The sequence below is a fragment of the Rhodococcus sp. IEGM 1372 genome (genome assembly GCF_030056835.1).
In the GTDB taxonomy this organism is placed as follows: domain Bacteria; phylum Actinomycetota; class Actinomycetes; order Mycobacteriales; family Mycobacteriaceae; genus Rhodococcoides.
Genome location: NZ_JASHKS010000002.1, coordinates 80725 through 106149, shown reverse-complemented (window position 1 = coordinate 106149; position 25425 = coordinate 80725). Strand labels below are relative to the sequence as shown.

The 25425-nt window shown below is 65.7% G+C and carries 31 protein-coding genes and 1 pseudogene; 22 read left to right on the top strand and 10 right to left on the bottom strand.

The genetic code is table 11. From position 1 onward, the window contains the following. Window positions 1-198 precede the first annotated feature (198 nt). Window positions 199-996: a MerR family transcriptional regulator gene (locus QM590_RS02995; RefSeq protein WP_269593920.1), complete on the bottom strand. Its 798-nt coding sequence runs from the start codon at window positions 994-996 to the stop codon at window positions 199-201. 147 nt (window positions 997-1143) lie between these two features. Between QM590_RS02995 and QM590_RS02990 the strand changes: the two genes are divergently transcribed. Continuing rightward, on the top strand, window positions 1144-2013 hold the full coding sequence (locus QM590_RS02990) for a GGDEF domain-containing protein (protein ID WP_269593921.1): 870 nt from the start codon (window positions 1144-1146) through the stop codon (window positions 2011-2013). 3 nt (window positions 2014-2016) lie between these two features. Here the strand turns inward: QM590_RS02990 and QM590_RS02985 are convergent, their stop codons facing one another. Next, window positions 2017-2616, bottom strand: coding sequence for a CHAP domain-containing protein (locus QM590_RS02985; protein ID WP_269593922.1), 600 nt, complete (start codon window positions 2614-2616; stop codon window positions 2017-2019). A 47-nt stretch (window positions 2617-2663) separates the two neighbouring features. Between QM590_RS02985 and QM590_RS02980 the strand changes: the two genes are divergently transcribed. Then, window positions 2664-3443 carry an SIR2 family NAD-dependent protein deacylase gene (locus tag QM590_RS02980; RefSeq protein WP_269593923.1) on the top strand — a complete coding sequence of 260 codons (780 nt, stop codon included), beginning with the start codon at window positions 2664-2666 and terminating at the stop codon, window positions 3441-3443. Between the two features lie 37 nt (window positions 3444-3480). Here QM590_RS02980 and QM590_RS02975 read toward each other — a convergent pair whose 3' ends face one another. Further along, window positions 3481-3861, bottom strand: coding sequence for a helix-turn-helix transcriptional regulator (locus QM590_RS02975; RefSeq protein ID WP_269593924.1), 381 nt, complete (start codon window positions 3859-3861; stop codon window positions 3481-3483). 62 nt (window positions 3862-3923) lie between these two features. Here QM590_RS02975 and QM590_RS02970 point away from each other — a divergent pair, with 62 nt between their 5' ends. The 3 genes from QM590_RS02970 (at window position 3924) to QM590_RS02960 (ending at window position 7083) form a co-directional block, all read left to right on the top strand. After that, on the top strand, window positions 3924-4313 hold the full coding sequence (locus tag QM590_RS02970; RefSeq protein ID WP_269593925.1) for a DUF6841 family protein: 390 nt from the start codon (window positions 3924-3926) through the stop codon (window positions 4311-4313). A gap of 66 nt (window positions 4314-4379) precedes the next feature. Continuing rightward, window positions 4380-6683, top strand: a complete 2304-nt coding sequence (secA2, locus tag QM590_RS02965; protein ID WP_269593926.1) for an accessory Sec system translocase SecA2 — start codon at window positions 4380-4382, stop codon at window positions 6681-6683. Then, the gene (locus tag QM590_RS02960; RefSeq protein WP_068052689.1) at window positions 6676-7083 is read left to right on the top strand and encodes an META domain-containing protein; all 408 of its coding nucleotides are present in this window, start codon (window positions 6676-6678) and stop codon (window positions 7081-7083) included. The genes secA2 and QM590_RS02960 overlap by 8 nt, the downstream gene beginning before the upstream one ends. 4 nt (window positions 7084-7087) lie before the next feature. Here the strand turns inward: QM590_RS02960 and QM590_RS02955 are convergent, their stop codons facing one another. Further along, the gene (locus tag QM590_RS02955; protein WP_269593927.1) at window positions 7088-7675 is read right to left on the bottom strand and encodes a TetR/AcrR family transcriptional regulator C-terminal domain-containing protein; all 588 of its coding nucleotides are present in this window, start codon (window positions 7673-7675) and stop codon (window positions 7088-7090) included. A gap of 126 nt (window positions 7676-7801) precedes the next feature. Here QM590_RS02955 and bioB point away from each other — a divergent pair, with 126 nt between their 5' ends. From bioB to QM590_RS02940, 3 genes are read left to right on the top strand one after another with little or no spacing between them, the layout of a single operon-like run. Next, window positions 7802-8794: a biotin synthase BioB gene (gene bioB / locus QM590_RS02950; protein ID WP_037192736.1), complete on the top strand. Its 993-nt coding sequence runs from the start codon at window positions 7802-7804 to the stop codon at window positions 8792-8794. 22 nt (window positions 8795-8816) lie between these two features. After that, window positions 8817-9041 carry a biotin synthase auxiliary protein BsaP gene (gene bsaP / locus QM590_RS02945; RefSeq protein WP_068283637.1) on the top strand — a complete coding sequence of 75 codons (225 nt, stop codon included), beginning with the start codon at window positions 8817-8819 and terminating at the stop codon, window positions 9039-9041. Further along, window positions 9042-9638 carry a DUF2567 domain-containing protein gene (locus tag QM590_RS02940; protein ID WP_269593928.1) on the top strand — a complete coding sequence of 199 codons (597 nt, stop codon included), beginning with the start codon at window positions 9042-9044 and terminating at the stop codon, window positions 9636-9638. It begins immediately after the preceding gene. Between the two features lie 10 nt (window positions 9639-9648). Here the strand turns inward: QM590_RS02940 and QM590_RS02935 are convergent, their stop codons facing one another. After that, window positions 9649-10359 (bottom strand): NUDIX hydrolase, encoded by a 711-nt coding sequence (locus QM590_RS02935; protein ID WP_394855418.1) that lies wholly within the window; start codon window positions 10357-10359, stop codon window positions 9649-9651. A 67-nt stretch (window positions 10360-10426) separates the two neighbouring features. Here QM590_RS02935 and nadA point away from each other — a divergent pair, with 67 nt between their 5' ends. The 5 genes from nadA (at window position 10427) to QM590_RS02910 (ending at window position 14584) form a co-directional block, all read left to right on the top strand. Beyond that, on the top strand, window positions 10427-11485 hold the full coding sequence (gene nadA, locus QM590_RS02930) for a quinolinate synthase NadA (protein ID WP_269593930.1): 1059 nt from the start codon (window positions 10427-10429) through the stop codon (window positions 11483-11485). Further along, on the top strand, window positions 11482-13050 hold the full coding sequence (locus QM590_RS02925) for an L-aspartate oxidase (protein ID WP_269593931.1): 1569 nt from the start codon (window positions 11482-11484) through the stop codon (window positions 13048-13050). The genes nadA and QM590_RS02925 overlap by 4 nt, the downstream gene beginning before the upstream one ends. Before the next feature lies 1 nt (window position 13051). Next, complete coding sequence (gene nadC, locus QM590_RS02920; RefSeq protein ID WP_269593932.1) at window positions 13052-13927, top strand: carboxylating nicotinate-nucleotide diphosphorylase; 876 nt, start codon at window positions 13052-13054, stop codon at window positions 13925-13927. A 33-nt stretch (window positions 13928-13960) separates the two neighbouring features. Beyond that, window positions 13961-14335 carry an RNA-binding S4 domain-containing protein gene (locus QM590_RS02915; RefSeq protein WP_269593933.1) on the top strand — a complete coding sequence of 125 codons (375 nt, stop codon included), beginning with the start codon at window positions 13961-13963 and terminating at the stop codon, window positions 14333-14335. A gap of 66 nt (window positions 14336-14401) precedes the next feature. Beyond that, window positions 14402-14584 (top strand): hypothetical protein, encoded by a 183-nt coding sequence (locus tag QM590_RS02910; protein WP_068052666.1) that lies wholly within the window; start codon window positions 14402-14404, stop codon window positions 14582-14584. A 53-nt stretch (window positions 14585-14637) separates the two neighbouring features. On the opposite strand, the gene QM590_RS02905 is transcribed toward QM590_RS02910, so the two are convergent. Then, window positions 14638-16359 (bottom strand): HNH endonuclease signature motif containing protein, encoded by a 1722-nt coding sequence (locus QM590_RS02905; protein ID WP_269593934.1) that lies wholly within the window; start codon window positions 16357-16359, stop codon window positions 14638-14640. 80 nt (window positions 16360-16439) lie between these two features. After that, the gene (locus tag QM590_RS02900; RefSeq protein WP_269593935.1) at window positions 16440-17426 is read right to left on the bottom strand and encodes a LysR family transcriptional regulator; all 987 of its coding nucleotides are present in this window, start codon (window positions 17424-17426) and stop codon (window positions 16440-16442) included. 78 nt (window positions 17427-17504) lie between these two features. On the opposite strand from QM590_RS02900, the gene QM590_RS02895 reads away from it, so the two are divergent. Further along, window positions 17505-17921 (top strand): DUF5997 family protein, encoded by a 417-nt coding sequence (locus tag QM590_RS02895; protein ID WP_394855417.1) that lies wholly within the window; start codon window positions 17505-17507, stop codon window positions 17919-17921. Here QM590_RS02895 and QM590_RS02890 read toward each other — a convergent pair. The 3 genes from QM590_RS02890 to rhtB are packed head-to-tail and all read right to left on the bottom strand — an operon-like array spanning window position 17918 to window position 19082. Next, complete coding sequence (locus QM590_RS02890; RefSeq protein ID WP_269593936.1) at window positions 17918-18301, bottom strand: YchJ family protein; 384 nt, start codon at window positions 18299-18301, stop codon at window positions 17918-17920. The genes QM590_RS02895 and QM590_RS02890 overlap by 4 nt on opposite strands. After that, a complete protein-coding gene (locus QM590_RS02885) occupies window positions 18298-18444 on the bottom strand; it encodes a hypothetical protein (RefSeq protein WP_179272101.1) in 147 nt (48 codons plus the stop codon). The genes QM590_RS02890 and QM590_RS02885 overlap by 4 nt, the downstream gene beginning before the upstream one ends. An 11-nt stretch (window positions 18445-18455) precedes the next feature. Continuing rightward, window positions 18456-19082 carry a homoserine/homoserine lactone efflux protein gene (gene rhtB, locus QM590_RS02880; protein WP_269593937.1) on the bottom strand — a complete coding sequence of 209 codons (627 nt, stop codon included), beginning with the start codon at window positions 19080-19082 and terminating at the stop codon, window positions 18456-18458. 82 nt (window positions 19083-19164) lie between these two features. Between rhtB and QM590_RS02875 the strand changes: the two genes are divergently transcribed. The 8 genes and pseudogenes from QM590_RS02875 (at window position 19165) to QM590_RS02840 (ending at window position 25374) form a co-directional block, all read left to right on the top strand. Then, on the top strand, window positions 19165-19632 hold the full coding sequence (locus QM590_RS02875) for an SRPBCC family protein (RefSeq protein ID WP_269593938.1): 468 nt from the start codon (window positions 19165-19167) through the stop codon (window positions 19630-19632). 21 nt (window positions 19633-19653) lie between these two features. After that, window positions 19654-20176, top strand: a pseudogene (locus QM590_RS02870) (DinB family protein). A gap of 89 nt (window positions 20177-20265) precedes the next feature. Further along, window positions 20266-21618 (top strand): histidinol dehydrogenase, encoded by a 1353-nt coding sequence (hisD, locus tag QM590_RS02865; RefSeq protein WP_269593940.1) that lies wholly within the window; start codon window positions 20266-20268, stop codon window positions 21616-21618. After that, window positions 21615-22745, top strand: a complete 1131-nt coding sequence (locus QM590_RS02860; protein WP_269593941.1) for a histidinol-phosphate transaminase — start codon at window positions 21615-21617, stop codon at window positions 22743-22745. Before hisD ends, QM590_RS02860 begins: the two co-directional genes overlap by 4 nt. Beyond that, on the top strand, window positions 22742-23365 hold the full coding sequence (hisB, locus tag QM590_RS02855; RefSeq protein WP_032394340.1) for an imidazoleglycerol-phosphate dehydratase HisB: 624 nt from the start codon (window positions 22742-22744) through the stop codon (window positions 23363-23365). Before QM590_RS02860 ends, hisB begins: the two co-directional genes overlap by 4 nt. A 61-nt stretch (window positions 23366-23426) precedes the next feature. Next, window positions 23427-24545, top strand: coding sequence for an MFS transporter (locus tag QM590_RS02850; RefSeq protein ID WP_269593998.1), 1119 nt, complete (start codon window positions 23427-23429; stop codon window positions 24543-24545). Beyond that, window positions 24542-25171, top strand: a complete 630-nt coding sequence (hisH, locus tag QM590_RS02845; RefSeq protein WP_037192708.1) for an imidazole glycerol phosphate synthase subunit HisH — start codon at window positions 24542-24544, stop codon at window positions 25169-25171. The genes QM590_RS02850 and hisH overlap by 4 nt, the downstream gene beginning before the upstream one ends. Further along, on the top strand, window positions 25168-25374 hold the full coding sequence (locus tag QM590_RS02840) for a hypothetical protein (protein ID WP_094669887.1): 207 nt from the start codon (window positions 25168-25170) through the stop codon (window positions 25372-25374). Before hisH ends, QM590_RS02840 begins: the two co-directional genes overlap by 4 nt. Window positions 25375-25425 lie beyond the last annotated feature (51 nt).

Here is a 25425-nt window from a genome sequence, read left to right as displayed (position 1 = left end):
CACTACCCTCGAGCCTCCATCGCTGCAGGGGTGCGGGCACGGACACCACTGTTGCGCAGGACAAATCGATGTCGACGGTGGTGCCGTCCTGATTCGGTAGGACGAGTCGGCCGCCGTCGAGCGTCGGCGACACGACGCCGAAGCGGCGGTGAATTCGGGCGGAGACGATGCTCGCTCGGTCCACCGTCGCGACGACCGTCATCGACTATCACCCGGTCTGCTCGGTTCGGTGGTCTGCAGGCGTGCGGTGGCTTCGATGATCACTGCGCGCTGAGCGGGATCGGGCACGATGTCGTCGATACTCAGCGGGCCGGTCTGGTCGGCAGTGTCGTCGGGCGCAGCCGAGAGAAGAGCGCCGATATCGAGCATCGAGGCCAATTCTGCTGCGAGCGAATCGATGTCGTCTGCGGCATCGTCGACGTCTCGGCCTTCGAGCGCGCTGAATCTGCGCAGGAGCGCCAGGTACTTCACCCGGGTGTCGGGATCGGCCAGCGCCGCTGTCGTCGTCTCGAAGAACGACGCGGGGACGGTGCCCGCGATCGCCATCGCCTCGAGCAGGTCACGCTCACGGAGTAGCGCTTCGCGGTCGGTCTCCGCAGCGGCATCGATCAATACGGCAAGTGTGTCCGCCGCATCGCGCGGCAGAGCGGTCAGTGGACGATGCTCGACGGCGTCGTCGAGCAGGGCGGACAATCGAGTGTGCTTGTGCGCCAATGCTTTCTGCTCCGTTTCGATACCGGCCAGCAGAGCGCGTAGATCGGCGACCACGTCGCTCTCGTCCGTTGCCCGCTGGTCCAGCGCTGCCGCGATCGCGCCGAGGGGCATTCCGGCATCGGCGAGCCAGCGGATTCTCATCAGTCGAACCACGTCGTCGATCGTGTACTCGCGATAGCCGTTGGACAGACGGCGTGGCTCACCGAGCAGGCCGAGACGGTGATAGTGCCGCACTGTTCGAGGTGTCGTTCCGGCGGCGTCGGCCAGGGATCCGATTCTCATGTGTTCAGTGTGAACCGTGACACTACGTCAAGGTCAAGATCGGCAGAGCCCTGCTCACGTGCCGCCCGTGTGCGACGCACCGAGTATTCTCGGTGGTCCGTGCGATTCGACGTGGCTTGCACTGTTCGAGGAAGAGACCGGCTGAAGATGGTCGACACCGAACGTTGGTATCGGGAGATGTTCGAGGCCAGCACGGTCGGATTGGCCCTGGCCGACGAGAACGGATTGTTGGTTCTCGCGAACGAGGCGTACGCGGCCATCGTCGGTTGTCCGCGTCACCTGTTGGCCGGCCGGTCTTCACGCGAGTTCACCCATCCCGACGATCTGGCCCAGCATGTCGCCATGGAACAGATCATGGCCGACGCCAAGGCGCGTGGGGAATCGGTGCACGTCGAGAAGCGCTACCTGCATGCGGACGGCGCCATCCGGTGGGGATGGGTCTCGGCCAGTGAGGTTCCTGGCCCCGCGGGCATTCGATGGACGATGGCCGTCGTGCACGACACCACCGACCGTCGGCGCGTCGAGGACGACCTCCGTCAGGCCGCGCAGACCGATGCCCTCACCGGATTGCTCAACCGGCGTGGATGGCGAGATCGGCTGCATCAGTTGACGACACCGCGAGGTGCCGATGTCGTATTGGCTCTGGCGATGCTCGATTTCGACCGGTTCAAGTCGTACAACGACAAGTACGGGCACGGACGCGGAGATCGGCTGTTGATTCAGTTCTCTGCTGCTGCCGAGGGCCTGCTCGGTGGCCGCGCGTCCCTCGCCAGGTGGGGCGGCGAGGAGTTCGCTCTGGTGATGCCCGGCGCGGGTACGACGACCATGTCGGCCGTGCTGGCCGAGTTGTCGGCGGTCGTGCCCGACGGACAGAAATTCTCTGCCGGCTACACGACACTGCGTGCCGGGGAGTCCGTCGACGACTGCTTCGACCGCGCGGACATGTTGCTCTACCGAGCCAAACGAGACGGCGGCGCTCGTTCGTACGGTGACGCAGACGCGATCCCGCCGGAGTGACCGTCAGCTCTGGAGTCGACCGAATCCGACGACTCCGGAATCGGATCCGTAGTGCAGCGTGTGCACCCTGATCTTGCCGGCTTCGTTGCCGCCGACGGTGACGGCCTCGTCGCCGTCGACTGCGACGATCACGTTGGTGTGTTGGCCGCTGAAGCTCGTGTTGTCGTAGAGCACCACGTCGCCCACCGATGGCGTGTAGTCGCCGACGGCCTCGAATCGTCCCTGCTCCTGGTAGTACTCCTGCAGGGTGTAGACGCCGGGAATGCGCCACGAACCCGAATGGGGATTCGACAGCGGCAGGCCGGCCTCCTTCATGATCCAGCTGACGAAATCGGCGCACCACGCTTCCTCGACGCCCTCGGCGTAGAACGTTCCCGGACGCTGCAGTTCGTGCTCGGTGCGCAGGAGTTCGACCACCCGAGCCTGATCGGCGGTCAGCTCGCCGGTGCTCACCTCGGGGAACGCTTCGGTGTCCCACGGGAGGTACCGGCTCGGTGCCAGCCACAGAACCACGACAGCCACCACCACCACGACGACGGCTGCGCAGGCGGCCAACCACAGAGGTCGGCGTCGTAGAGTGCGCGCGGTGGTGTCGATGCTCATGCGACCACGGTAGCGCGACGCGGCACACCGCTCGGCACAATAACCGGGTGAGCACTTCCGAGAACCAGTCGCCCGTAGCCGTTCCGAAGCCCGTCGTGGACTCCGCGCGAGGAGCATCGCGGATCACCGTGCTCACCGGCGCGGGTATGTCCGCAGAGTCGGGGATCGCCACGTTCCGGGACGCCCAGAGCGGGTTGTGGAAGGACTTCGACCCCAAGGATCTCGCCAGCCCGGAGGGGTGGCTGGCCGACAGCGATCTGGTGTGGGGCTGGTATCGATGGCGAGCCGAATTGGTCCGACGCTCCGAGCCCAACGCCGGTCACGTGGCACTGGCGCAATGGCAGCAGCGGGCGCACGTCGATATCGCCACCCAGAATGTCGACGACCTCCACGAGAGGGCCGGGGCCACAGTTCTCTCGCACGTGCACGGCAGTCTGTTCGAGCCGTACTGCAGCGACTGTGGCACACGAGCATCGTTCGACGACGGTGCGGCCGACGCCCCGGCCGAGGCCGATCAGCGAGTTCCGCCGCCGGAATGCCCGCTGTGCGGTGGGTTGATCAGGCCGGGAGCGGTGTGGTTCGGCGAATCTCTGCCCGAGGCCGCGTGGGAGGCGGCCGAGCACGCGGTTCGTGAGGCCGACCTCGTTCTCGTCGTCGGCACGTCCGGAGTGGTGTACCCGTTCGCCGGGCTGCCCGCGATCGCCCGCAGCGCCGGAGCGACGGTGGTCGAGATCAACCCGGTCGAGACCGAGGTCTCGGACATGGCCGATCACCGGTGGCGCACCACGGCCGCGACGGGATTGCCTGCCTTGGTTGCGCAACTCTGACCCTGGTGGCGTGAAAACGGTGATGCCTACTCCCGGATCACTCGGTGGTCAATGCCTCGATCAAGGCTTTCATTGCCGATGCGGCACTGTCGGTTTCGGTGGGCCCCAGAGCGGCGAGGCTCGCGATGAGTGCTGCTATTTCGGGGGCGGTCAACCGCACAGGCCGGGGCGAGGCGACACTCGCCAGCCGAGATCCGCCGTGCACACCCGGCACCGCATCGACAGGGACCCCGGACTCACGCAACCGGGCGAGGTCGCGTTCGACGGTGCGCACGGAGACCCCGAGCCGCTGCGCGAGTTCAGGCGAGGTCAACGGCGCAGCTGCCGACCCCAGCCATTCGACGATCCGCTGCTGACGCGCGACGCGGCGCAGGGTGAGCACGCTGTCGAGCGACTGGGGCGCATTCTGCTTCGGCACCGTCCGAATTTTTCCCGATTCCCGACACAGCCCTGACGGGAATGGGTCCTACCGTTGTCGATATGACACCTGACAACGAATCGGTCGACAGCTTCTTCGCTCGTTATACGGGGTACCTGACCTCGGGTGATCTCGACGGTCTGGCCGAGATCTACAACTATCCGGCTCTGGCGGTCACAGCGCGTGGATGTGCGGCGATCGCCGATCCGCAGCAGACTCGAGAGTTCTTTCGGGAGGGGCAGACCTACTATCGGTCGCGCGGAATCGAGGGTGTGCGGGCCCGCGACATCGTCACCGAGGCAGAGGTGCCGGGTATCTGGGTCGGGCATCTTCTACTCGAGAACCTCGACTCCGACGGTTCGCCGGTGGGAACCGAGCGCAATGCCTATCAGGTGGTGACGTTGGACGACGGCACGCGCCGGATCGCGGTGACGACGCCGCTCGATGCCTAGAGCTGGGCGGAGCCGCATCGGTACTGTGGGTGAGAACGGTTTTTCTTTCTCAGGTAGGGATAACAGATGGCTTTGGGCTCCGACCGATTCTGGCGTGTACTCGGCCGATCCGCACAGAAGGCGCAGAGCACCTCGCGTCGAAGCGTCGACCGGGCCCAGGAGCACGCGGAGTGGGCAGCTGCCCTGAGCGAGAGTGAATTGGCGACCGAGGCGGCCGCGCTGCGTGTCGACGCCGCCGAGCGTCTCGACGTTCCGCGGTATCTGGCGTTGACGCGCGAGGCGAGCGAGCGTGCGCTGAAGCTACGGCCCTTCGACGTGCAGCTGCACGGTGCCGTGCGGTTGCTCGCCGGTGACGTGGTGGAAATGGCTACCGGCGAGGGCAAGACGCTGGCCGGTGCCATCGCTGCCGTCGGATACGTGTTGTCCGGACGCGCGGTGCACGTCATCTCGGTCAACGACTTTCTCGCGCAACGTGACGCGCAGTGGATGCAACCGCTGTTCGAGTCCCTCGGTATCACCGTCGGTTCCATCGGTGAGTCCTCGACTGCCCAGGAGCGGCGCACCGCGTATGCCTGCGACATCACCTATGCCTCGGTCAACGAGATCGGTTTCGATGTTCTGCGTGATCATCTGGTGAACGACCGCGACGATCTGGTCGCGCCCGTGCCGGGCGTTGCCCTGATCGACGAGGCCGATTCGGTGCTGGTCGACGAGGCGCTCGTTCCGCTGGTGTTGGCCGGTTCGGTCTCCGGTGACGTCTCGACTTCGACGGTCATGGATGCGGTCCGGTTGTTGGACAAGGGCGTTCATTTCGACACCGATGCCGAAGGACGCAACGTGTTCCTCACCGACGAGGGCGCGTTGCGGATGGAGAAGGAACTGGGCGGAATCGACCTGTACTCCGAGCAGCACGTCGGGACGACGTTGGTTGCGGTCAACGTGGCCCTGCACGCCCAGGTGCTGGTCCAGCGCGACGTCGATTACATCGTTCGTGACGGCCGTGTACAGCTGATCAACGCCTCGCGTGGCCGAGTCGCCGAACTGCAGCGCTGGCCGGACGGGTTGCAGGCCGCGGTCGAGATCAAGGAAGGGCTCGCCCCCACCGAGACCGGTGAAATTCTCGACACGATCACCGTGCAGGCGTTGATCAATCGGTACGCAACGGTGTGCGGTATGACCGGTACGGCCATGGCGGCGGGGGAGCAGCTTCGCACGTTCTACAGTCTCGGTGTCTCGGTCATCGCCCCCAATGTGCCGACGGTGCGCGTCGACGAGGACGACCGTGTGTACGACACGATCGAGCACAAGAACGCTGCAATTGCTCTGCAGGTGAAAGAGATTCACGAGACCGGTCAGCCGATTCTCATCGGTACCCACGATGTCGCCGAGTCCGAGGCGCTGGCCGAGACGCTCACCGCCTCGGGCGTCGACGTGGTGGTACTCAACGCCAAGAACGACGCCGAGGAAGCGGCGGTCATCGCCGCGGCGGGTGTGCACGGCGCAGTGACGGTATCGACGCAGATCGCCGGGCGCGGAACCGACATCAAGCTCGGTGGTCCCGACGGCACCGATCGCGAACGTATCGCCGAGCTCGGCGGACTGTTCGTTCTCGGTACCGGTCGCCACACCACCGAGCGTCTCGACAATCAGCTCCGCGGACGCGCGGGCAGGCAGGGAGATCCAGGGCGGTCGCTGTTCTTCGGCAGTTGGGAGGACGACGTCGTCAAGAACAACATCGGCGACAAGGATGCACCGAAGGACATCGACGAGAGCGGAATGTTCACTTCCTCGGCCGCGGCCGACCGCGTCGATCATGCACAGCGCATCGCCGAGGGGCAGATGCTCGAAATACATTCGCGTACCTGGCGTTACAACCAGCTGACGGCTCAGCACCGTGAGATCCTGGATCGCCGCCGGGCCACGTTGCTCGACACCGACGAGGCGTTGACGCTACTCGAGCAGCACGCGCCTGCGCGCTCGAAGGAGTTGCGCGAGAACGTGTCCGAGAAGACTCTGGTCGATGTCGCCCGCCAGATCGTTCTGTACCACCTCGATCGGTCGTGGTCGGACTATCTCGCGCACCTCGCCGACGTGCGCGAGAGTATTCACCTGCGCGCACTGGGTCGGGAGAATCCGTTGGACGAGTACCACCGGATCGCTGTCGAGGCGTTCAAAACGGTGTCCTCCAAGGCGATGGATCTCTCGCACGCTACGTTCGAGTCGGCCGAGATCACCTCGGACGGAATCGATCTGGACGAGGCGGGCTTGCGACGCCCGACGTCGACCTGGACGTACATGGTGCACGACAACCCATTCGCGTCCCGCGGAAATGCCGGTGCGGCCGGTCTGGGGCCGATCTTCGGTGGCTGACGCGCGGCGCGCGCTGGTCGCTCTCGCGTTGGGTGCGAGTGCGGTGGCCTCCGGGTGCACCGACTCGTACGGTGAATTCCCGGCCGGCAAGACGTACTCGTCGGTCGAGGCACCCGACTCCTACACGCCGGTCGCCGGTACGACGGTCAGGCTCGAGTTCGTCGACGACCGAATCTCGGCCGAGGCCGGGTGCAACAGGTTGTTCGGCACCGTGGACACCTCGCAGGGCAGGATCACCATCGACTCTCTCGGGTCGACGCGGATGGCTTGCCCGGAGGCGTTGATGGAGCAGGACCGGTGGCTGTCGGAGTTCCTGACCTCCACCCCGCGGTGGTCTCGGGACGACGGAACCATGACCCTGGACAACGGGAACGGGCGGATCGTCTTCGCCGAATTCTGATCGACTAGTGGCGGATGCGGTCCGCCGCGGTATGCCGTACTCCGTCGAGGAAGAGCTTCAGTCCGAAATCGAATCTGCTCGTCGGGTCGGGTTCTTCGAACAGCGGTGACGCGTCGGGCGTGAGGGCTCCGACGGAGTCCATCTGTAGGCGCGCCTGCTCGTCCACGGTCTGGCCCAGGATGTAGTACAGCAACGTGTCGGCGGTGAGTTCCGCGTCGCGTCGCGGCAGTCCTGCTCGAATGCACACGGCGGCAATGCGTTCGCGAATGTGGTTGGTGGTCAGCCTCGACGCGTAGGTCGCGGCCACCAATTCGGCACCGTCGCGTCGAGAGAGAAGGGCGTCGCGCAGTCGGTGGGCGATCTGTGCGATCTGTGCGTCCCACGAATCCTCGGTGGACGGTGCATCGGCACCGGAGAGTATGTGGTCGGCGATGGCACCGAGCAGCGTCTGTTTGTTGGGGAAGTGCCAGTACAGCGCGCCCGGCTGCACGTGCAGGGACGTCGCCAGACGCCGCATCGTCAGGTCTGCCAGGCCGTACTCGTCGAGAATGGCGATCGCGCCGTCCAGGACGTCCTGCCTGTTCAGTTGCACTGCTGCCCCCCAAGTCGTTCGACGCGTCTTCGCTTTGACAGTAGCCGAGCCCGGCGCCTAACGTGAACGCCGTTCAACTTGAACGGTGTTCAATGATGATGCCGTTCGACTACGAGGGGACCCGGAATGGACATTTTGCGCACGGCGCGTACTCAGGTGCTCGGTGACGGCATCGCGCTCGATCGATCTCAGGTTCTCGAGGTTCTCGAGCTCGGCGACGACCGTCTCGAGGAGACGATGCTGTTGGCCCACGAGGTGCGGATGAAGTGGTGCGGGCCCGAGGTCGAGGTGGAAGGAATCATCAGCCTCAAGACCGGTGGGTGTCCCGAGGATTGTCACTTCTGTTCGCAGTCCGGTCTTTTCGCTTCCCCGGTTCGTGCTGCGTGGCTCGACATTCCGTCGCTGGTGGAAGCTGCGAAGCAGACCGCGAAGACCGGAGCAACGGAATTCTGCATCGTCGCGGCGGTGCGTGGCCCCGACGCTCGGCTGCTCGCGCAGGTCGCCGCCGGTATCGAAGCCATCCGGAACGAGGTCGAGATCGATATCGCGTGCTCGCTCGGCATGCTCGACCAGGATCAGGTCGATCAGCTCGCGGCGATGGGTGTACATCGCTACAACCACAACCTCGAGACCTCTCGCTCGTACTTTCCGAACGTGGTGACCACCCACACGTGGGAGGAACGGTGGAACACCCTGCGCATGGTGCGCGAGGCAGGCATGGAGGTGTGCTGCGGCGGAATTCTCGGTATGGGGGAGACGCTCGAGCAACGCGCCGAGTTCGCGGCCGATCTCACCGCACTCGAACCCGACGAGGTGCCCCTGAACTTCCTCAACCCCAGGCCTGGAACTCCGTTCGGAGATCTCGATGTGCTGCCGGCATCCGATGCTCTGCGCGCCGTCGCCGCGTTCCGTCTCGCTCTGCCACGCACGATTCTGCGATTTGCAGGCGGGCGCGAGATCACCCTCGGCGACCTCGGTGCCAAGCAAGGAATTCTCGGCGGGATCAATGCCGTCATCGTCGGCAACTACCTGACGACACTCGGCCGCCCGGCAGAGCAGGATCTCGATCTTCTCGGCGAGCTGCAGATGCCGATCAAAGCGCTGAACTCGACGATCTGATGGGCGTATTAGGGTGGGTCGAATGACGAGCGAGACCCACTACGACCCGTACACCGGTCGGCCTGTCGACGCCGGAGCCGAGGTGAGTGCGGGTTCGTTGTCGGTCGCCGTCCGACTCGGTTTGGAGCCGCCGCGGTTCTGCGCAGAATGCGGTCGCCGCATGGTGGTGCAGATCGTCCCCGACGGGTGGACGTCGCTGTGCTCGCGTCACGGCCTCGTCGATTCGGCCGCGACGGGTAGGCGCTAGGTGGTCACGTCGGACGTTCTCGAAGTGCCGCCGCGGAGCAGCACCGTTCGGGTGTTGTCGGTGGTTGTCGGAATCTCGGTGGCAGTGTCGGCTCTGGGCGGGATGCTGTGGGGATTCCTGGCACCGGCGCAGCAGCTGCTCGTGGTGGCGCAGGATCGCGGGGCGGCCCTGACCGGGGAGAGCCTGCACAGCTTCGACGGCCTCGCGATGTTCTCGTTCCTTTCCTTGGCCCTCGGTCTCGTTCTCCCGATCGGGTGGTGGCTGTGGAGGTCCGAGCGGGGGCCGCGGCTGTTCGGTGCCGTCTTCGTCGGCGCACTCGTCGGCTCGGTCGCTGCGATTTTGGTGGGCAACGGGATTGCTGCTCTTCGGTTTCCGAAGGTCACCGATCCGGAGGTCGGGTCGATCGTCACCGTTGCGCCCAGTATCGAGACTCCGCAGGTGCTGATCGTTCAGGCACTGATGGCGTCGCTGGTGATCATGCTTCTGGCGGCGATGAATCCCAACGACAATCTGCAACACACCGATCCCGATCCGGACGACCTCGAAGTCGAGTTCTATCCGCCGCCACCATCGTTCGACTCGAATCGAGCCGACTGACAGCAGCCGTTCACGCCTGGGGCGGCCGCAATGCGGCGAACTCGTCGGTGACTCGAATGCTGTTGTCGGCAAAGCGGAACAGTGCAGGCGGTCTACCACCGGCCTTGCCCGACGGCGCGCGCCGTCCGGTGGGTTCGATGACACCGCGCCGGCTCAGCACCCGCTGCAGGTTGGTGGCATCGACCTGATATCCGAGTGCGGCACCGTAGATCTCGCGCAGCGACGAGATCGCGAAATCGACCGGAGCCAGTGCGAATCCGATGTTGGTGTACGACAGTTTGGCGACCAGTCGATGTCTCGCGTGCGCGACGACGGTTCCGTGATCGAACGACATGTCGGGCAGTGCCGAAACCGGGTGCCATGCGGTGTCCGGGGGGAGTGTCGGCTCGGCCGAGATCGGTACCAGGCCCAGGAAGGTCGACGCGATCCGCCGGTCTCCCGGTACGCGTTCGGGTTCGCTGAAGACCGACAGCTGCTCGAGGTGCGCCACCGAGCGCACGTCGACCTTCTCGGCGAGCTGACGGCGCGCGGACGCGGCGAGGTTCTCGTCGTCGCGCAGCGTGCCACCGGGCAGCGACCAGGTGCCGGCCTCGGGGTCGAGGGCGCGCTGCCACAGCAGCACCGCCAGTTCAGGCGCGTCGGGGTCGGAAAAGGCTCGAACTTGGAACACCGCAATGAGTACTTCGTGGACGGTGCTACGATAGGTCACGTTTTCGATCATAGGTCGAAAACTCCCTCGGAGGAAATTCGGTCACCGACGACCGGATGATCGGTGAAGGAGAACCGTCATGACCAGCAGCGCTACCCGGGTGAACATCCTGGACTCGGCATTCGCCGGAGTTCGCGACATCGTCGACGGAGCAGGTGGTTACGGGGGAGTGGAGGCAACTCCCGAGTGGGCGGCAGAGGTTCGACGGCTCGCCGATCTGCGCGGCGCGACGCTGCTCGCGCACAACTACCAGCTGCCCGCGATTCAGGACGTTGCCGACCATGTCGGCGACTCGCTCGCGCTCTCGCGGATGGCCGCCGAGGTGCCCGAGGACACGATCGTGTTCTGTGGAGTTCATTTCATGGCCGAAACCGCCAAGATCCTGAGCCCGCAGAAAACGATCCTCATCCCGGACCAGCGCGCCGGCTGCTCACTGGCCGATTCCATCACCGCAGACCAGCTCCGCGAATGGAAGGCCGATTCTCCCGACGCCGTCGTCGTCTCGTACGTCAACACCACCGCCGAGATCAAAGCACTGACCGACATCTGCTGCACCTCCTCGAACGCCGTCGAGGTCGTCGAGTCGATCGATCCGGGCCGCGACATCCTGTTCCTGCCCGATCAGTTCCTCGGCGCGCACGTCAAGCGCGTGACCGGGCGCGAGAACCTGCACATCTGGGCCGGAGAATGCCATGTGCACGCCGGCATCAACGGAGACGAGTTGGCCGAGAAGTCTCGTACCCACCCCGATGCCGAGCTGTACGTGCACCCCGAATGCGGCTGCGCCACATCGGCTCTGTACCTCGCAGGCGAGGGGTTCGTACCCGCCGACAAGGTCAAGATCCTCTCCACCGGCGGCATGCTCGACGCTGCCCGCACCACCGCGTCCAAGCAGGTTCTGGTCGCCACCGAGATCGGCATGCTGCATCAGCTGCGGATGGCTGCACCCGACGTCGACTTCCTCGCCGTCAACGACCGCGCTTCGTGCGGCTACATGAAGATGATCACCCCTGCTGCTCTGCTGCGCTGCCTCGTCGAGGGCCGCGACGAGGTGCACGTCGACCTCGAGACCGCGAACATCGCGAGCAAGTCGGTGCAGCGGATGATCGAGATCGGCACCCCTGGCGGCGGCGAGTGAATCCATCGGTCGCGTGGGAAACCGCGGCCGATCTCGTCGTGGTCGGCGGTGGAATTGCCGGACTCACCGCGGCTCGCACGGCGGCAGCTCGCGGCCTGCGGGTGCTGACCGTCAGCAAGGGGCGTTCCACCGACACGGCGACGCAGTACGCCCAGGGCGGGATCGCGGTCGTCGGCCCCGAACTCGAGGATTCGATCGAATCGCATGTGGCCGACACCTGCGTCGCCGGTGCCGGCCTGTGCGACGAGGACGCGGTGCGTTCGATCGTCTCCGGCGGGCGGGCGGCGATCACCTCGCTCGAAGCTGCGGGCGCTCAGTTCGACCTGGCGGCCGACGGCACCGTTGCGCGGACCCGCGAGGGTGGCCACAGCGTCCGTCGCATCGTTCATGCCGGGGGAGACGCCACCGGGGCAGAGGTGCAGCGCACGTTGGACGCGTCCGTGCCCACGGTGCAGTTCGACACCACCGCGCTGCGGGTACTGACCACCCACGGCGAGGTGGTCGGTCTGCTCGTGCGCGGGCCTCGCGGTGTCGGCGTCGTTCATTGCCCGACGGTGCTGCTCGCGACCGGCGGACTGGGACAACTCTTCTCGTGCAGCACCAACCCGTCCGGCGCGACGGCCGACGGCATCGCACTCGCCCTCGACGCCGGTGCTCGGATCGCGGATCTGGAATTCGTGCAGTTCCATCCGACGGTGTTGTTCGCCGCGGGGTCGACGGGCCGTCGCCCGTTGATCAGCGAGGCAGTGCGGGGAGAGGGAGCCCGCCTGGTCGATGTCACCGGCCGTGCCTTCATGGCGGGAGTGCACCCGCTCGGCGACCTCGCGCCACGCGACGTGGTGTCCCGCGCCATCGCCGAGCTGCTGCACGAACGCGGTGACGACCACGTGTTACTGGATGCCCGCACGGTGGAACGCGTCCACGAACGGTTCCCGACCGTGACCGCCTCATGTCTAGAGGCCGGCATCGATCCGGCGAAAGACCTGATTCCGGTGGCACCTGCAGCGCATTACTCCTGCGGGGGCGTGGCGACGGATACATCCGGGCGCACCTCGGTTCCCGGCTTGCTCGCTGCAGGTGAAGTGGCGCGCACCGGCTTGCACGGTGCCAACAGGTTGGCGTCGAACAGTCTGCTCGAGGGTCTCGTCGTCGGTGAGCGTGCGGCCTACGTGGCTGCCGAACGGGTCGGTAGACACGGCAGCATTTCCGATGTCGCAATGCCCACGTATTCCCGTATCGACCGTGCGGTACTGCAGCGAACCATGACCGCCGAGGTCGGAGTGGTGCGAGATGCGACGGGTCTTGCTGCAGCGCAACGCGTTCTGGCGCACGGCGTGGTATCGGAACCTCCGGTGGATGCGCGCGCCGTCGAGGACGCAGCCTTGACCGCTGCGGCGGAGGTGATCGTGCTGGCCGCGGCCGAGCGCCGTGAGAGCCGAGGGTGCCATACCCGACGCGATCATCCGGAGAGCGCGCCTGCGCAACGCCGAAGCCTGTTCGTCGAACGAGATCTCGACGGACGGCTGGCGATAGTCAACGACGACGTGATGACGGGAGCACGCTGACATGACCGACACCGCGAACGAGGTGAACCCGGGCGTCGATCGCACCGAGGTACTCGCACTGATCCGGACCGCGCTCGATGAGGACCTGCGGTACGGGCCCGACATCACCACGCTGGCAACGGTGTCCGAGGATGCCGTCGCCACGGCGTCGGTGGTCTCGCGCCAGTTCGGCACGATCGCCGGGATCGACGTCGGCCTCCTGGTTCTCGACGAGGTGATCGGAGCCGACGGATACTCCGTCGTGCATCGCATCGAGGACGGATCCGAGGTCGAACCGGGACAGGCCGTTCTGACGGTCGAGGCACCGACGCGGGGTCTGCTCACTGCCGAACGCACGATGCTCAACATCGTCTGCCATCTCTCGGGAATCGCCACCGCGACGGCCGGCTGGGTCGCCGAGGTCGCAGACACCGAGTGCAAGATCCGGGACAGTCGAAAGACGTTGCCGGGGTTGCGTTCGCTGCAGAAGTACGCGGTACGCGCAGGTGGTGGCGTCAATCACCGGATGGGTCTGGGCGATGCCGCGCTGATCAAGGACAATCACGTCGCAGCGGCCGGTTCGGTCGTCGCCGCTCTGAACGCGGTGCGGGCTGCGGCTCCCGACATCGCGTGCGAGGTCGAGGTCGACAGCCTCGAGCAACTCGACCAGGTGCTGTCGGAGAACGTGGAACTCGTTCTGCTGGACAACTTCGCGCTGTGGCAGACGCAGATGGCCGTGCAGCGCCGAGACAAGTTCGCGCCGCAGACGAAGCTGGAATCCTCGGGTGGCCTGACCGTCGACGTGGCACGTGACTATGCGCGCACGGGGGTCGACTTTCTTGCCGTCGGCGGTCTGACACACTCGGTGACAGTGCTCGATCTCGGCCTGGACATGTAGTCGAGCCTCGCAATGTGAGGAATTCGTTCGAAGATGGAAGTTCAGAGTGTCCGCCTCGACAGTTGGATCTGGGCGGTCCGGTTGTTCAAGACGCGGTCCGCCGCCGCTGCTGCCTGCCGCGGCGGGCACGTTCGCGTCAACGGAACACCCGCCAAGCCAGGGCATCGCATCGGCCCCGACGACGAGATCAGGCTTCGAGTCGATGGGCTCGAGAAGATCGTCGTCGTGGTGCGGGCCATCGGCAAACGCGTCGGCGCAGCGGTCGTACCGGAGTGCTTGATCGATCGCAGTCCGCCGCCGCCACCGAAAGAAGTTCTGGCTTCCGTACCGAGGCGTGATCGAGGGGCAGGCAGGCCCACCAAGCGCGATCGTCGTGAGATCGACCGCCTGCGGGGCCTGGGCCTCTAGTGCGCTCAGCTCTTTTCAGTTACCTTCGGTAACGACAAGTAGTTCGTACGCGCAAGGAGGTGTGGAATGGACTCCGTCCTGTGGACTCCACGTTTCGCCGCCGTGTATTTCCTGGCAGCAGCGTTGCTGCTCATTCTGTTCGTGGCGATCGACGCTTCCCTCGTCATCGCTGCACCGCTTCTGTTGACGTTGGTGGGACTCGGGGTAGCTGTTCTGATTCACAATCGGAAGCGCCACCCGGTTCGCTGAGGCACGTCAGCGCGGGTGCAGGCAGGGCTGTGCCCTGAGACTGGTGTGGGTCGTCAGGCGGGTTGTCGCGGTTCCTCGTCGCCGGTGTCGTCGTGCTGGTCGGTTGGGTACAGCACTTCCTCGGGGTGGTGTGCGTGATTGATCAGCCCGCGGCGCTTCGGGTCCATCCCGGCCGGTGGATGCCACAGGGTCCGGCCGGGGTAGCGATGTGTTGCTGTGGTTTTGGTGGTTGCCCACTTTCCTGGTCCGGTGCCGACGAGTGCGTGGTGCATGTCGCAGCCGAAGGTCAACCCGTCGATGTCGGTGGTGCCACCGTCGATCCAGTCGGTGAGGTGGTGGGCTTGGCACCAGGTTGCGGGGCGGGTGCAGGAGGGGAAGCTGCAGCCGCGGTCGCGGGCGATGAGCACGATGCGTTGGTCGGCGGAGGCGATGCGTTTCGAGCGACCCAGGTACAGCGCTCGGCCGTGGTCGTCGAAGATGGTCAGGTAGTGGTGGGCGTGGGAGGCCATGCGGATGGCGTCGCGGATCGACACTCGTGATCCGGTGGCGGTCTTCGCATAGCCGCTGCCGGCTTCCAGATCCTTCAGGCTCATGGTGACGATCGCGGTGACGGGCAGGCCGCGATGTGTGCCGAGGGTCCCGGAGGCGAGGGTGTGCCGGAGCGCCAGCTTCAGGGCGTCGTGACGACGTTCGTTCTGGGTGCGGAGATCGCGTGCGGCGGCAGCGTCCCGCGCTGCTGTCTTGTCCGCGGCGGGATCGTCGACACCAGTGTCGCTGTCGTCGTCGCCGGTGTCGTCGGGGTCAGGCGTGTCACCTGACTCAGTGCCGCAACCACAGTCGGCACCCTCGCCGCATTCGCCGTCACCGTCACAGCCGGTGTTGTCCCACAACCCTGCATCATTGGACGTCGACTCGGGCTGCGGCGCAGTGGCACTGCCGTCCCCTTCGGTGTCGTTGTCGGTGATCGGTTTGCCGTCGGCGGGGTTGTACATGCCGGGTTTCGCGGCTTTGGAGAACAGGGCCTCGAGGTAGGCGCGTAGTTCGGGGTCGACGCAGAATTTTCCTTCCGACATTCCGTCGACCCCTTGCTCGCCGAGGTAGAAGAACGCATCCCGTCGCTTCCGCGGCTTCGGTGGGTTTCCGTCGTCATCGTCATCATCATCGTGGTCGCCGTCCGGGTTCAGCATCGCGTCCAGGCACGCCACCACCGGCGCGAAATCGTCCGGCCGCAATTTCACTGCCTGTTCCACCAACTGTTGTTCGGCGAGATCGTGGGTCTGCGGATCGACACTCGAGGGCAGATGGCGGAAGAATTCGCGGATCATCTGCACATGCTTGGCATCGAGTAACCCCGCCCGCAGTGCTTGCGCTGTCCGCGGCAGCAACGGGGCCAGTACTTCTCCGGAGAACGCAGTCCGGTCACCCAATTCCGCGGCCAGACGCACTCGTGCTCCTGCTGCTCGAGGGGTGATCCGCAGCATCCACGCCACCGAGGACGGGACCGAGCCCGGATACACGTCGAGGCCGTGCTGCGCGATCAGCTCGTTCAGCCAGGTGTACGAGTACGCGGTCAGCGACCGTGTCAGCATCTCCATGCGCTGGATCACCGCACGCCGATCCGGGTTCGTCCACGACGCCGACGCTTGTTCCGCCAACTCGGCAAACGCGGCCTCGACCCGCTCCACCAACACCGACAAGTCCGGATCGGACACGTCAGGGGTGGACGGCACCGTATCGATGCCGTCCACCCCTGATCCGCCGTCCCCCGAAAGCATGAACAGAATCTACCGCGACCCACCGACAAACTTTCGAACACAGGTTCGTCCAGGATCCGGGCCGGCGCGAGGGTGCAGATTCAGCGACGCTTCCCGCTGCGTCGGGCGTTCGTTTTCGTCTTGGCAACGGGGCGAGCGGGTTTGGAGGGGTGCGCTTTCTTCTTCTTCTTGACCGGTGTCTCGTCCGATGCACCGCGTGAGCTGCGGGTCGAGCGGCCGCGGACGATGCCGATGAATTCCTCGATACGGTCGTCCTCGCGTGCGGCGACCCAGGCGAGTGCGATCTGCGACTGCTCGACGTCGGTCACCGGGCGGTAGACGAGGTCCTTACGGGCGTTGAAACGGGCCACCGAGTGCGGCACGATCGCCACCCCCAACCCGGCAGCCACGTACTCGAACGTCTCCGCGGCGGAATTCATCGGCGGAAGTTCCGGGCGGCTGCCGGTCACGAGTTCGGTTGCCACAGCTGCCCATTCGGGCACCGTCGCGGGGTCGGCGAGCAGATGCTCGTCGGCGAGGTCGGTTGCGGTGACCGAATCGAATGCGGCGACTGCGTGGTCCTTCGGTACCACCACGACCTGCACCTCTTGGTAGAGACCGATCGCGTTGAGACCTTCACGATCGATCGGCGGACGAACGAAGCTCACATCGACCGTGCCGTCGTGCAAGGCCGCCACCTGTGTCTCCGGTGTGGTCGCCACCACGGAGAGAGTGACATCGGGGAACCGATCGGCCCAGATGCGTGTCCACTTGGTGAGCGTGACTCCCTCGGCGTACCCGATGGTGAAGGTCGTCGGTTCGGCTGCAGCAACCTGCGCGAGTTCCGACAGCCGGTCGTCCTCGGCGATCGCCGCCAGCGCCCGTTCCAGTAGATCGCGGCCGTCCGCGGTGAGCTCGGTGGGCGAGGCACCCGGTACGAACAGGTCGACGCCGAGCTGATCCTCGAGTTCCACGACCGTCTTGCTCAAGCGGATTCGCGAGATTCCCAGCGACTGAGCAGCGCGCGCGAAATGCAGTTGCTGCGCCACGGCCGCGTACCAGCGCAGTGTCTGCACATCGATGTTCACGGTGTCGACCCTATGGGACGACGCGGGCCGCGAGCGACCGTGGCGTCGAGAGCGCTCATGGCCGGATAAGCTGTTCCGGTGAGCCCGGAGAACAAGCAGCAGACCATGAAGCCATTGACCGCGGCGAACAAGCTCGGCATCTATCTTCCCGCAGCACCCGAAGAATTCCAGAACTCGATGATCAGCAGGTCCGAACTGGACGCGTTGCGCAGCGATCCGCCGCAGTGGTTGACCGACTTGCAGACCAACGGACCCTTCCCGCGCGACGTCATCGCGAAGAAGCTCGGCGTGTCCATCGCAGGGCTGGCCCGCGGCGGTGTCACCGAAGCATTGACCAGTGATGCCATCGACGAGCTCGTCGCCAGCCCGCCGCAGTGGCTCGTCCGGGAGCGTCGCACCCAGATCCAGGTGCGCAAGGATGCCGAACGCATCAAGGAGAAGCAGGAAGCACGTCGTACCGCCGGTAATCGGCCGACCAAGCTCCGCAACCTCTAGCGGGAGACCACCCCGTCGAGGTAACGCCAGCGGCCGTCCACTCGGACGAAGCGGCTCACCTCGGTCATCGAGCCCGCCCCATCGGGATGTTTGTACCGAGCTCGGAATTCGACGGTTCCTGCGTCGTCGAACAATCCACCGGCGTCGGTTGCCAGAATGTCGAGTCGATACCACCGCTGATCGGGGTCCAATTCCAGCTCGGCCGGTGCGGTGTCGGGATGCCACGATCTGCGGAGGTAGTCCACGTCTGCGACGGCGAACGCGGTGAATCGCGATCGCATCAGCGTCTCAGCCGTGGGTGCGTTCGCCGTTCCGAGCAGGTACGGCTCGCAGCATGCGTCGAACGTGTCACCGCTCGAACACGGACACCGCCGACTCACTCGTCGACTACCTCGACCGTGTAAGTGCCCAGTTCGTGCTCGTCTCGCTTGCCGACGTCCTGGATCCAGGTGTTGGCCTCGAGAAGCGTGTCGAACAGCCCCATCCGGATCGGGTCGCCGCCGAGTGCGTTCTTCATGATCACGCGATATTTCCTCACGGAGTCACGCGCCGGACGGTCGCGAGAAACGTCGCAGCGGCGAAGAACATCCCGGCGAACGTGCGATTCATCGTCTTCTGCTGGCGCTGCGATTTCATCAGCCGCAGAACCCGAGATGCCAGGGAGGTGTATCCGGTCATCACCAGCATGTCGACTGCCACCATCGTGGCCGCGATCGCGAGGTACTGGGCGAGCAGGGGCCGAGTCGGGTCGAGGAACTGGGGGAGCACTGCGACCATGAAGACGACCGCCTTCGGGTTGCTTGCGTTGACGAGGAACCCGCGGGCGAGCATCGTCGTTCCGCGGTCGGCCACCGCTGGAGCGTCGGCGACATCGGTGGGGGCCGCACGCCATTGCCGAACGCCCAGATAGACCAGGTAGGCGACGCCGAACCATTTGATGGCGGTGAAGGCCAGCGCGGAGTTCGCCAGAACAGCTCCGAGCCCGACGGCGACGATGCCGATCTGCAGGAGCAACCCGATCTGCAACCCGAAGATGTTCCAGTATCCGCGGCGTAGGCCGTAGCGAAGCCCGGTGGACATCGACGCGATGGCACCGGCACCGGGGGAGAGACTGATGACGATGCTCGCGCCGAGGAATGCGAGCCACACTGACCAGGACATGCGTTCATTGAACTACGCCCGTCAACTCCGATTCCGCCCGGCCGCGGGTGTCGAACGCAGCGCGACGGGGTAGACCTCCCGAATGGCAGACATCAGATCCATCGACACAGGACCGCAGCAAGTTTCCAAGCAGACCGAGGTTCGAGCGCCTGCGGCCGAATTGTTCGCGATCGTGGCCGATCCGCGCCGCCATGGCGAACTCGACGGCTCCGGAACCGTCAAGGACACCGTCAAAGGTCCCGATCGTCTCAGTAGCGGTGCCAAATTCTCGGTCGGCATGAAGCAGTACGGCGTGCCGTACAAGATCACCAGCACCGTCACCGAGTTCGTCGACGCAGACAAGCAGAAGGTCGTCGAGTGGCAGCATCCGCTGGGGCACAGCTGGCGCTGGGAGTTCGAGGAGAAGCAGCCGGGACTGACGACGGTCACCGAGAGCTTCAAGTACGGAACAGCGAAGTCCCCGAAGATGCTGGAACTGTTCAAGATGCCGCAGAAGAACGCGCAGGGCATCGAGAGCACGCTGCACAACCTGGCCGCCCGCTACGCCTGACCTGCATCTATTCTGACCGGCATGCCGATCGATCCCGACACCAAGAACTGGACCTGGGTACTCGAACGAGCCTGCCCGGATTGCGGGTTCGACTCCAGTGCCGTCGTATACGACGACATCCCGGACCTTATTCATTCGCGCCGACGTCGAGCGTTGGGAAGCGGTTCTGCGGCGCAAAGACGTTGCTCTGCGACCCGACGACTCGACGTGGTCCGCCCTCGAGTACGCCGCGCACGTACGTGACGCGCACCGGATCTTCCGTACCCGGCTGGCGCTGGTGCTGACCGAGGACGATCCCGAGTTCGCGAACTGGGACCAGGACGCCACTGCGCTGGCGGACGACTACAACTCCCAGGATCCTGCGGAGGTGGCGTCGGAACTCGGTGACGCCGCGCGCGCCCTCGCCGACGATTTCGCCGCTGTTCCGCCCGAGAATCGGCATCGGACCGGTCGGCGCAGCGACGGATCGGACTTCTCGGTCGAATCACTGGCCGCCTACTACACTCACGACCCCATCCATCATCTGTGGGACGTGCGGGGCTGAGCGGAATTCGGTGGAACTATCCTGGGTGTTCGAACCACACTGTTTCGACCGAACCCCGGCACCGAACCGACTTCACGAAGGGGCCCACTATGCCTGCCCGCATCGAGCTCGCCCGCGTCGATCTACGCGGACGAACTCCATCCACCGCCGAACTACGCGGCGCACTTCCCCGAGGCGGAGTGGATGTCGATTCGGTGCTGCATCAGGTTCGCCCCGTCGTCGATGCCGTCCGCGAACGCGGCACCGAGGCTGCGCTCGAGTTCAGTGAGAAGTTCGACGGCGTCCGGCCGGATCGCATTCGCGTCCCGCAGGAAGAACTGGTCAAGGCCCTCGCCGAGCTCGATTCCGATGTTCGCGCTGCCCTCGAGGTCGCGATCGAACGAACCCGACTGGTGCACTCGGATCAGCGTCGAACCGACCACACCACCCAGGTGGTACCCGGCGGCACGGTGACCGAACGCTGGATCCCCGTCGATCGCGTCGGCCTGTACGTGCCCGGCGGCAACGCCGTGTATCCGTCGTCGGTCGTGATGAACGTGGTGCCCGCGCAGATCGCAGGCGTCGGCTCTCTGGTGGTGGCATCGCCGCCGCAGAAGAACTTCGGCGGCCTGCCGCACCCGACGATCCTGGCTGCGGCGCAGCTGCTCGGCGTCGACGAGGTCTGGGCCGTCGGCGGTGGACAGGGTGTCGCGCTGCTCACCTACGGCGGCGTCGACACCGACGGCGGCGAGTTGGCACCGGTCGATCTGATCACCGGTCCGGGCAACATCTACGTCACGGCCGCCAAGCGACTGTGTCGCTCGCTCGTCGGAATCGACTCCGAGGCAGGGCCGACCGAAATCGCGATTCTCGCCGACGCCACCGCGGACCCGATTCACGTGGCAGCGGACCTCATCAGCCAGGCCGAACACGACGTCATGGCGGCCAGCGTGTTGGTCACCGACAGTATCGAACTGGCCGATGCCGTGGACGAGGCCGTCAACGCACAGATGGCGTCCACCCGGCATGCAGAACGCGTGGCCACCGCACTGAACGGAAGCCAGTCCGGCATCGTGCTGGTCGACGACGTCACGCAGGGATTGGCCGTGGTCAACGCCTACGCCGCCGAGCACCTCGAGATCCAGACGAAGGACGCGTCCGATGTCGCCGCCCGGGTGCGCAGCGCCGGTGCCGTGTTCGTCGGTGCGTGGTCTCCGGTGAGCCTCGGTGACTACTGCGCCGGCTCCAATCACGTCCTGCCGACGGCGGGATGCGCGCGTCACTCGTCCGGCCTCAGTGTGCAGACGTTCCTGCGCGGAATCCACGTGGTGGACTACAGCGAATCCGCGCTGAAAGATGTTGCAGCACACGTCATTGCGCTGGCGAACGCCGAGGATCTGCCGGCTCACGGAGAAGCGGTGCGGCTGCGGTTCGAAGGGTTGCGTACCGGTGATCCGTCATGACCGATGCTCTGGGACAAGCGGTCTCGCTGGACGACCTCCCACTGCGTGAGGCACTGATCGGCAAGTCACCGTACGGTGCGCCGCAGCTCACCGTGCCGGTTCAGTTGAACACCAACGAAAATCCGCACCCGCCGACGCAGGCCTTGATCGACGATGTGGCGGACTCCGTTCGGATCGCCGCCGGGCAGTTGCACCGCTACCCGGATCGCGATGCCGACGAATTACGGGCCGACCTCGCCCGGTACCTCACCGAGCAGACCGGCTTCGCTGTCGACACCGCCAACGTGTGGGCGGCCAACGGCTCCAACGAGATTCTGCAGCAGTTGCTGCAGGCGTTCGGGGGACCGGATCGCACCGCGCTGGGCTTCGTGCCGTCGTACTCGATGCACCCGATCATCTCCTCCGGGACGCAGACCGAATGGATTCCGGCGAAGCGTCGGGCAGATTTCTCTCTCGACGTCGACTACGCAGTGCAGGCGATCGAAGAACGTCGACCCGACGTCGTGTTCGTCACCAGCCCCAACAATCCGACGGGCCACAGCATCGACGAGGCCGATCTGCGCCGAATCCTCGACGCGGCACCGGGAATCGTGGTGGTCGACGAGGCCTACGCGGAATTCTCCTCTGCGCCGAGCGCGATCGGGTTGATCGAGAGCTACCCCAGTAAGATCGTGGTCAGCCGAACGATGAGCAAGGCGTTCGCGTTCGCCGGCGGTCGGCTGGGATATCTGGTGGCCGCCCCGGCCGTGGTCGACGCAATGTTGTTGGTGCGCTTGCCGTATCACCTGTCGGTCGTCACGCAGGCAGCTGCGCGAGCGGCGCTGCGGCATGCCTCGGACACCCTCGGGAGCGTGGCCGAACTCTCCGCCGAACGAGATCGGGTGGCAGCGGCTCTCGGCCGCCAGGGGTACGACGTGGTGCCGTCCGACGCCAACTTCCTGCTCTTCGGCCGGTTCTCCGATGCGGCCGCGACCTGGCAGCGGTACCTGGACGAAGGCGTGCTCATCCGGGACGTCGGAATTCCCGGATATCTTCGCGTCACCATCGGACTGGCGCACGAGAACGACCGATTCCTCACCGTCAGCGCAGCACTCGCATCGACCGAAACAGCAGAGGCACCGAAGTGACCACACCCGCTCCCCGCATCGCCAAGATCGAGCGCACCACCAAGGAATCCGACATCTCGGTCGAGCTGAACCTCGACGGCACCGGCATCGTCGACATCTCCACCGGCGTTCCGTTCTACGACCACATGCTCACCGCGCTCGGCACCCATGCTCGTTTCGACCTGACGGTGCGTGCGAAGGGCGACATCGAGATCGAGGCGCACCACACCGTCGAGGACACTGCGATCGTGCTCGGCCAGGCCCTCGGTCAGGCCCTCGGCGACAAGGCGGGCATCACTCGGTTCGGTGACTCGTTCATTCCGATGGACGAAACGCTCGTGCACGCGGCCGTCGACGTGTCCGGTCGTCCGTACTGCGTACACACCGGCGAGCCGGACTACATGGTGCACTCGGTGATCGGCGGCTACCCCGGTGTTCCGTACTCCACGGTGATCAACAAGCACGTGTTCGAGACGCTGGCCTCGAATGCCCGGATCGCACTGCACGTTCGGGTGATCTACGGCCGCGATCAACATCACATCACCGAGGCCGAGTTCAAGGCCGTGGCTCGGGCGCTGCGTCAGGCAACGGAGTACGACCCCCGCGTCACCGGTGTGCTGTCCACCAAGGGAAGTCTGTGATCGTTCGATCGGCGCTCGTGCATTGAGCGGCCTGAGTTCCATCCGCGGTCTTCCGGCCGCGATGGCCATGGGTGCGGCGTCGTTCGGTGGCTGGGGACTGCTGCTCCCGGTGGTCCCCCTCGCGGTGTCCCAGTCGGGGGCATCGGATGCGGTGGCGGCTGCCAGCACCGCGATCTTCATGGCCACGACGGTGATCACTCAACTGTTCGTGCCGAGCATGCTGATGAAGGTCGGCCACCGCGCGGTTCTCGCGGCCGGATGCCTGCTCCTCGGGTTACCCGCGCTGCTGTTCATCGTCTCCGTCGAGGCCGCACCGGCGCTGGCGGTGTCCGCCCTGCGGGGCACCGGTTTCGGAATGTTGACGGTCGCCGGTGCCGCCATCGTCGCCGAGCTCGCTCCGACCGCGTTGCTCGGCCGGGCAACCGGCGCGCAGGGCATCGCCGTCGCCTTGTCTCAGATGGTCACGCTGCCACTGGGTCTGGTGATTTTCGCGGCGAGTCCGACGGCCGTGTTCGTCCTCGGTGCTCTGGTGCCCGCAGCCGGCCTGATCGGAGTGGCGCTGTTGCCGCCGACCCGGCCCGCACCGCAGCCGCCGAGGATCGAGCGGGTTCGCCTCGACGTACGTCAATTCCTGGTGCCGTGTCTCGTCGTGGCCTCGGTGTCCGCGGCATACGGGGGAATCACCAGTCTGCTGCCGATCGCCGAATCGAACCGAGCCGCGATGATCGGACTAGCACTGGCCGTTGTCAGCGCCGCGATGCTCGTCGGACGATACGTCGCAGGGTCGGTGGCGGACCGAATCGGAATCGGACGCTCCGTGTTTCCGGCTCTGGTGTCCGCGGCGATCGGCATCGCACTCTTCGCAATCGCCGCGCTCGGCAACATGCCCGCGGCGCTGTTCTTCGTCGCAGCCGTCCTGTTCGGAATCGGGTACGGCGCATGCCAGAACGACAGTCTCGTGATGGCGTTCGACGCAGCCGGCCCCGCCCGGTACAGCAGCGCGAGCGCCGTCTGGAACATCAGCTTCGACGCGGGTACCGGGGCGGGCGCCCTCGCCCTCGGCGTCCTGGCGACAAGTGTGGGGTACACCGCTGGATTCGCCGCCGCCGCTGCCACGGTGGTCGTCGTCGCGGCGGTGGCGCTCATCGCGAGACCACGCCCCGATAGACTTCCCACATGACTTCTGTGGTGTTGCTCGATTACGGCTCGGGCAATCTGCACTCGGCGAAGAGGGCTCTCGCCCGGGTCGGTGCCGATGTGACCGTGACCTCGGACTTCGACGAGGCTCTGAACGCAGAAGCGTTGGTCGTTCCCGGTGTCGGTGCGTTCGCTGCCTGCATGGAAGGTCTGTTGGCGGTGAAGGGCGACCGCATCATCGGCCGTCGCCTGGCCGGCGGACGTCCCGTGCTCGGCATCTGCGTCGGAATGCAGATCCTGTTCGACCGCGGCGTCGAGTTCGGTGTCGAGGCGAACGGTTGCGGGGAGTGGCCGGGAACGGTGGAGCGTTTGCAGGCCGAGGTGCTGCCCCACATGGGATGGAACACCGTCGAGGCACCCGAGAAGAGCGTGCTGTTCGACGGCATCGATCCCGAGACTCGGTTCTACTTCGTCCACTCCTACGCCGCGCAGCAGTGGGAGCTCGAACCCAGCGACACCATCGCTGCCCCGTTGCTCACCTGGGCCGATCACGGCGGCCGGTTTCTCGCTGCAGTGGAGAACGGTGCGCTCTCGGCCACTCAGTTCCACCCGGAGAAGTCCGGTGACGCCGGGGCTGCGCTGCTGGAGAACTGGGTCCGATCGGTGTGAGCGAGCGCGAGTTCTCACTCGGGCGCTTGGCCTTTCGAGCACTCGGTGCGGCCGTGATCGTGCTCGCCCTCGCGACGGCACTGATCGCGGTGCTGCAGCCGAGCGCCGGGGTGGGTCTGGTCATCGCGTTGGCCGGTGTGGTCGGCGCGATCGCGGCCATGGGCGTGGTGTCCACCCGCATGACGCGCAAGGAACTCCGGTAGCACCACAGTCGACCCGTTTTGAGTTCACACACGCTCGGCCCGTAGCATAAC

Coding starts and splice junctions, on each gene's coding strand:
- QM590_RS02935 (WP_394855418.1), bottom strand. CDS start 10,359: ATGATCGAAAACGTGACCTATCGTAGCACCGTCCACGAAGTACTCATT.
- hisD (WP_269593940.1), top strand. CDS start 20,266: ATGCCTGCCCGCATCGAGCTCGCCCGCGTCGATCTACGCGGACGAACT.
- QM590_RS02995 (WP_269593920.1), bottom strand. CDS start 996: ATGAGAATCGGATCCCTGGCCGACGCCGCCGGAACGACACCTCGAACA.
- QM590_RS02990 (WP_269593921.1), top strand. CDS start 1,144: ATGGTCGACACCGAACGTTGGTATCGGGAGATGTTCGAGGCCAGCACG.
- QM590_RS02985 (WP_269593922.1), bottom strand. CDS start 2,616: ATGAGCATCGACACCACCGCGCGCACTCTACGACGCCGACCTCTGTGG.
- QM590_RS02905 (WP_269593934.1), bottom strand. CDS start 16,359: ATGCTTTCGGGGGACGGCGGATCAGGGGTGGACGGCATCGATACGGTG.
- bsaP (WP_068283637.1), top strand. CDS start 8,817: ATGACGAGCGAGACCCACTACGACCCGTACACCGGTCGGCCTGTCGAC.
- rhtB (WP_269593937.1), bottom strand. CDS start 19,082: ATGTCCTGGTCAGTGTGGCTCGCATTCCTCGGCGCGAGCATCGTCATC.
- QM590_RS02915 (WP_269593933.1), top strand. CDS start 13,961: ATGGAAGTTCAGAGTGTCCGCCTCGACAGTTGGATCTGGGCGGTCCGG.
- QM590_RS02970 (WP_269593925.1), top strand. CDS start 3,924: ATGACACCTGACAACGAATCGGTCGACAGCTTCTTCGCTCGTTATACG.
- QM590_RS02860 (WP_269593941.1), top strand. CDS start 21,615: ATGACCGATGCTCTGGGACAAGCGGTCTCGCTGGACGACCTCCCACTG.
- secA2 (WP_269593926.1), top strand. CDS start 4,380: ATGGCTTTGGGCTCCGACCGATTCTGGCGTGTACTCGGCCGATCCGCA.
- hisH (WP_037192708.1), top strand. CDS start 24,542: ATGACTTCTGTGGTGTTGCTCGATTACGGCTCGGGCAATCTGCACTCG.
- bioB (WP_037192736.1), top strand. CDS start 7,802: ATGGACATTTTGCGCACGGCGCGTACTCAGGTGCTCGGTGACGGCATC.
- QM590_RS02850 (WP_269593998.1), top strand. CDS start 23,427: ATGGCCATGGGTGCGGCGTCGTTCGGTGGCTGGGGACTGCTGCTCCCG.
- QM590_RS02910 (WP_068052666.1), top strand. CDS start 14,402: ATGGACTCCGTCCTGTGGACTCCACGTTTCGCCGCCGTGTATTTCCTG.
- nadA (WP_269593930.1), top strand. CDS start 10,427: ATGACCAGCAGCGCTACCCGGGTGAACATCCTGGACTCGGCATTCGCC.
- nadC (WP_269593932.1), top strand. CDS start 13,052: ATGACCGACACCGCGAACGAGGTGAACCCGGGCGTCGATCGCACCGAG.
- QM590_RS02875 (WP_269593938.1), top strand. CDS start 19,165: ATGGCAGACATCAGATCCATCGACACAGGACCGCAGCAAGTTTCCAAG.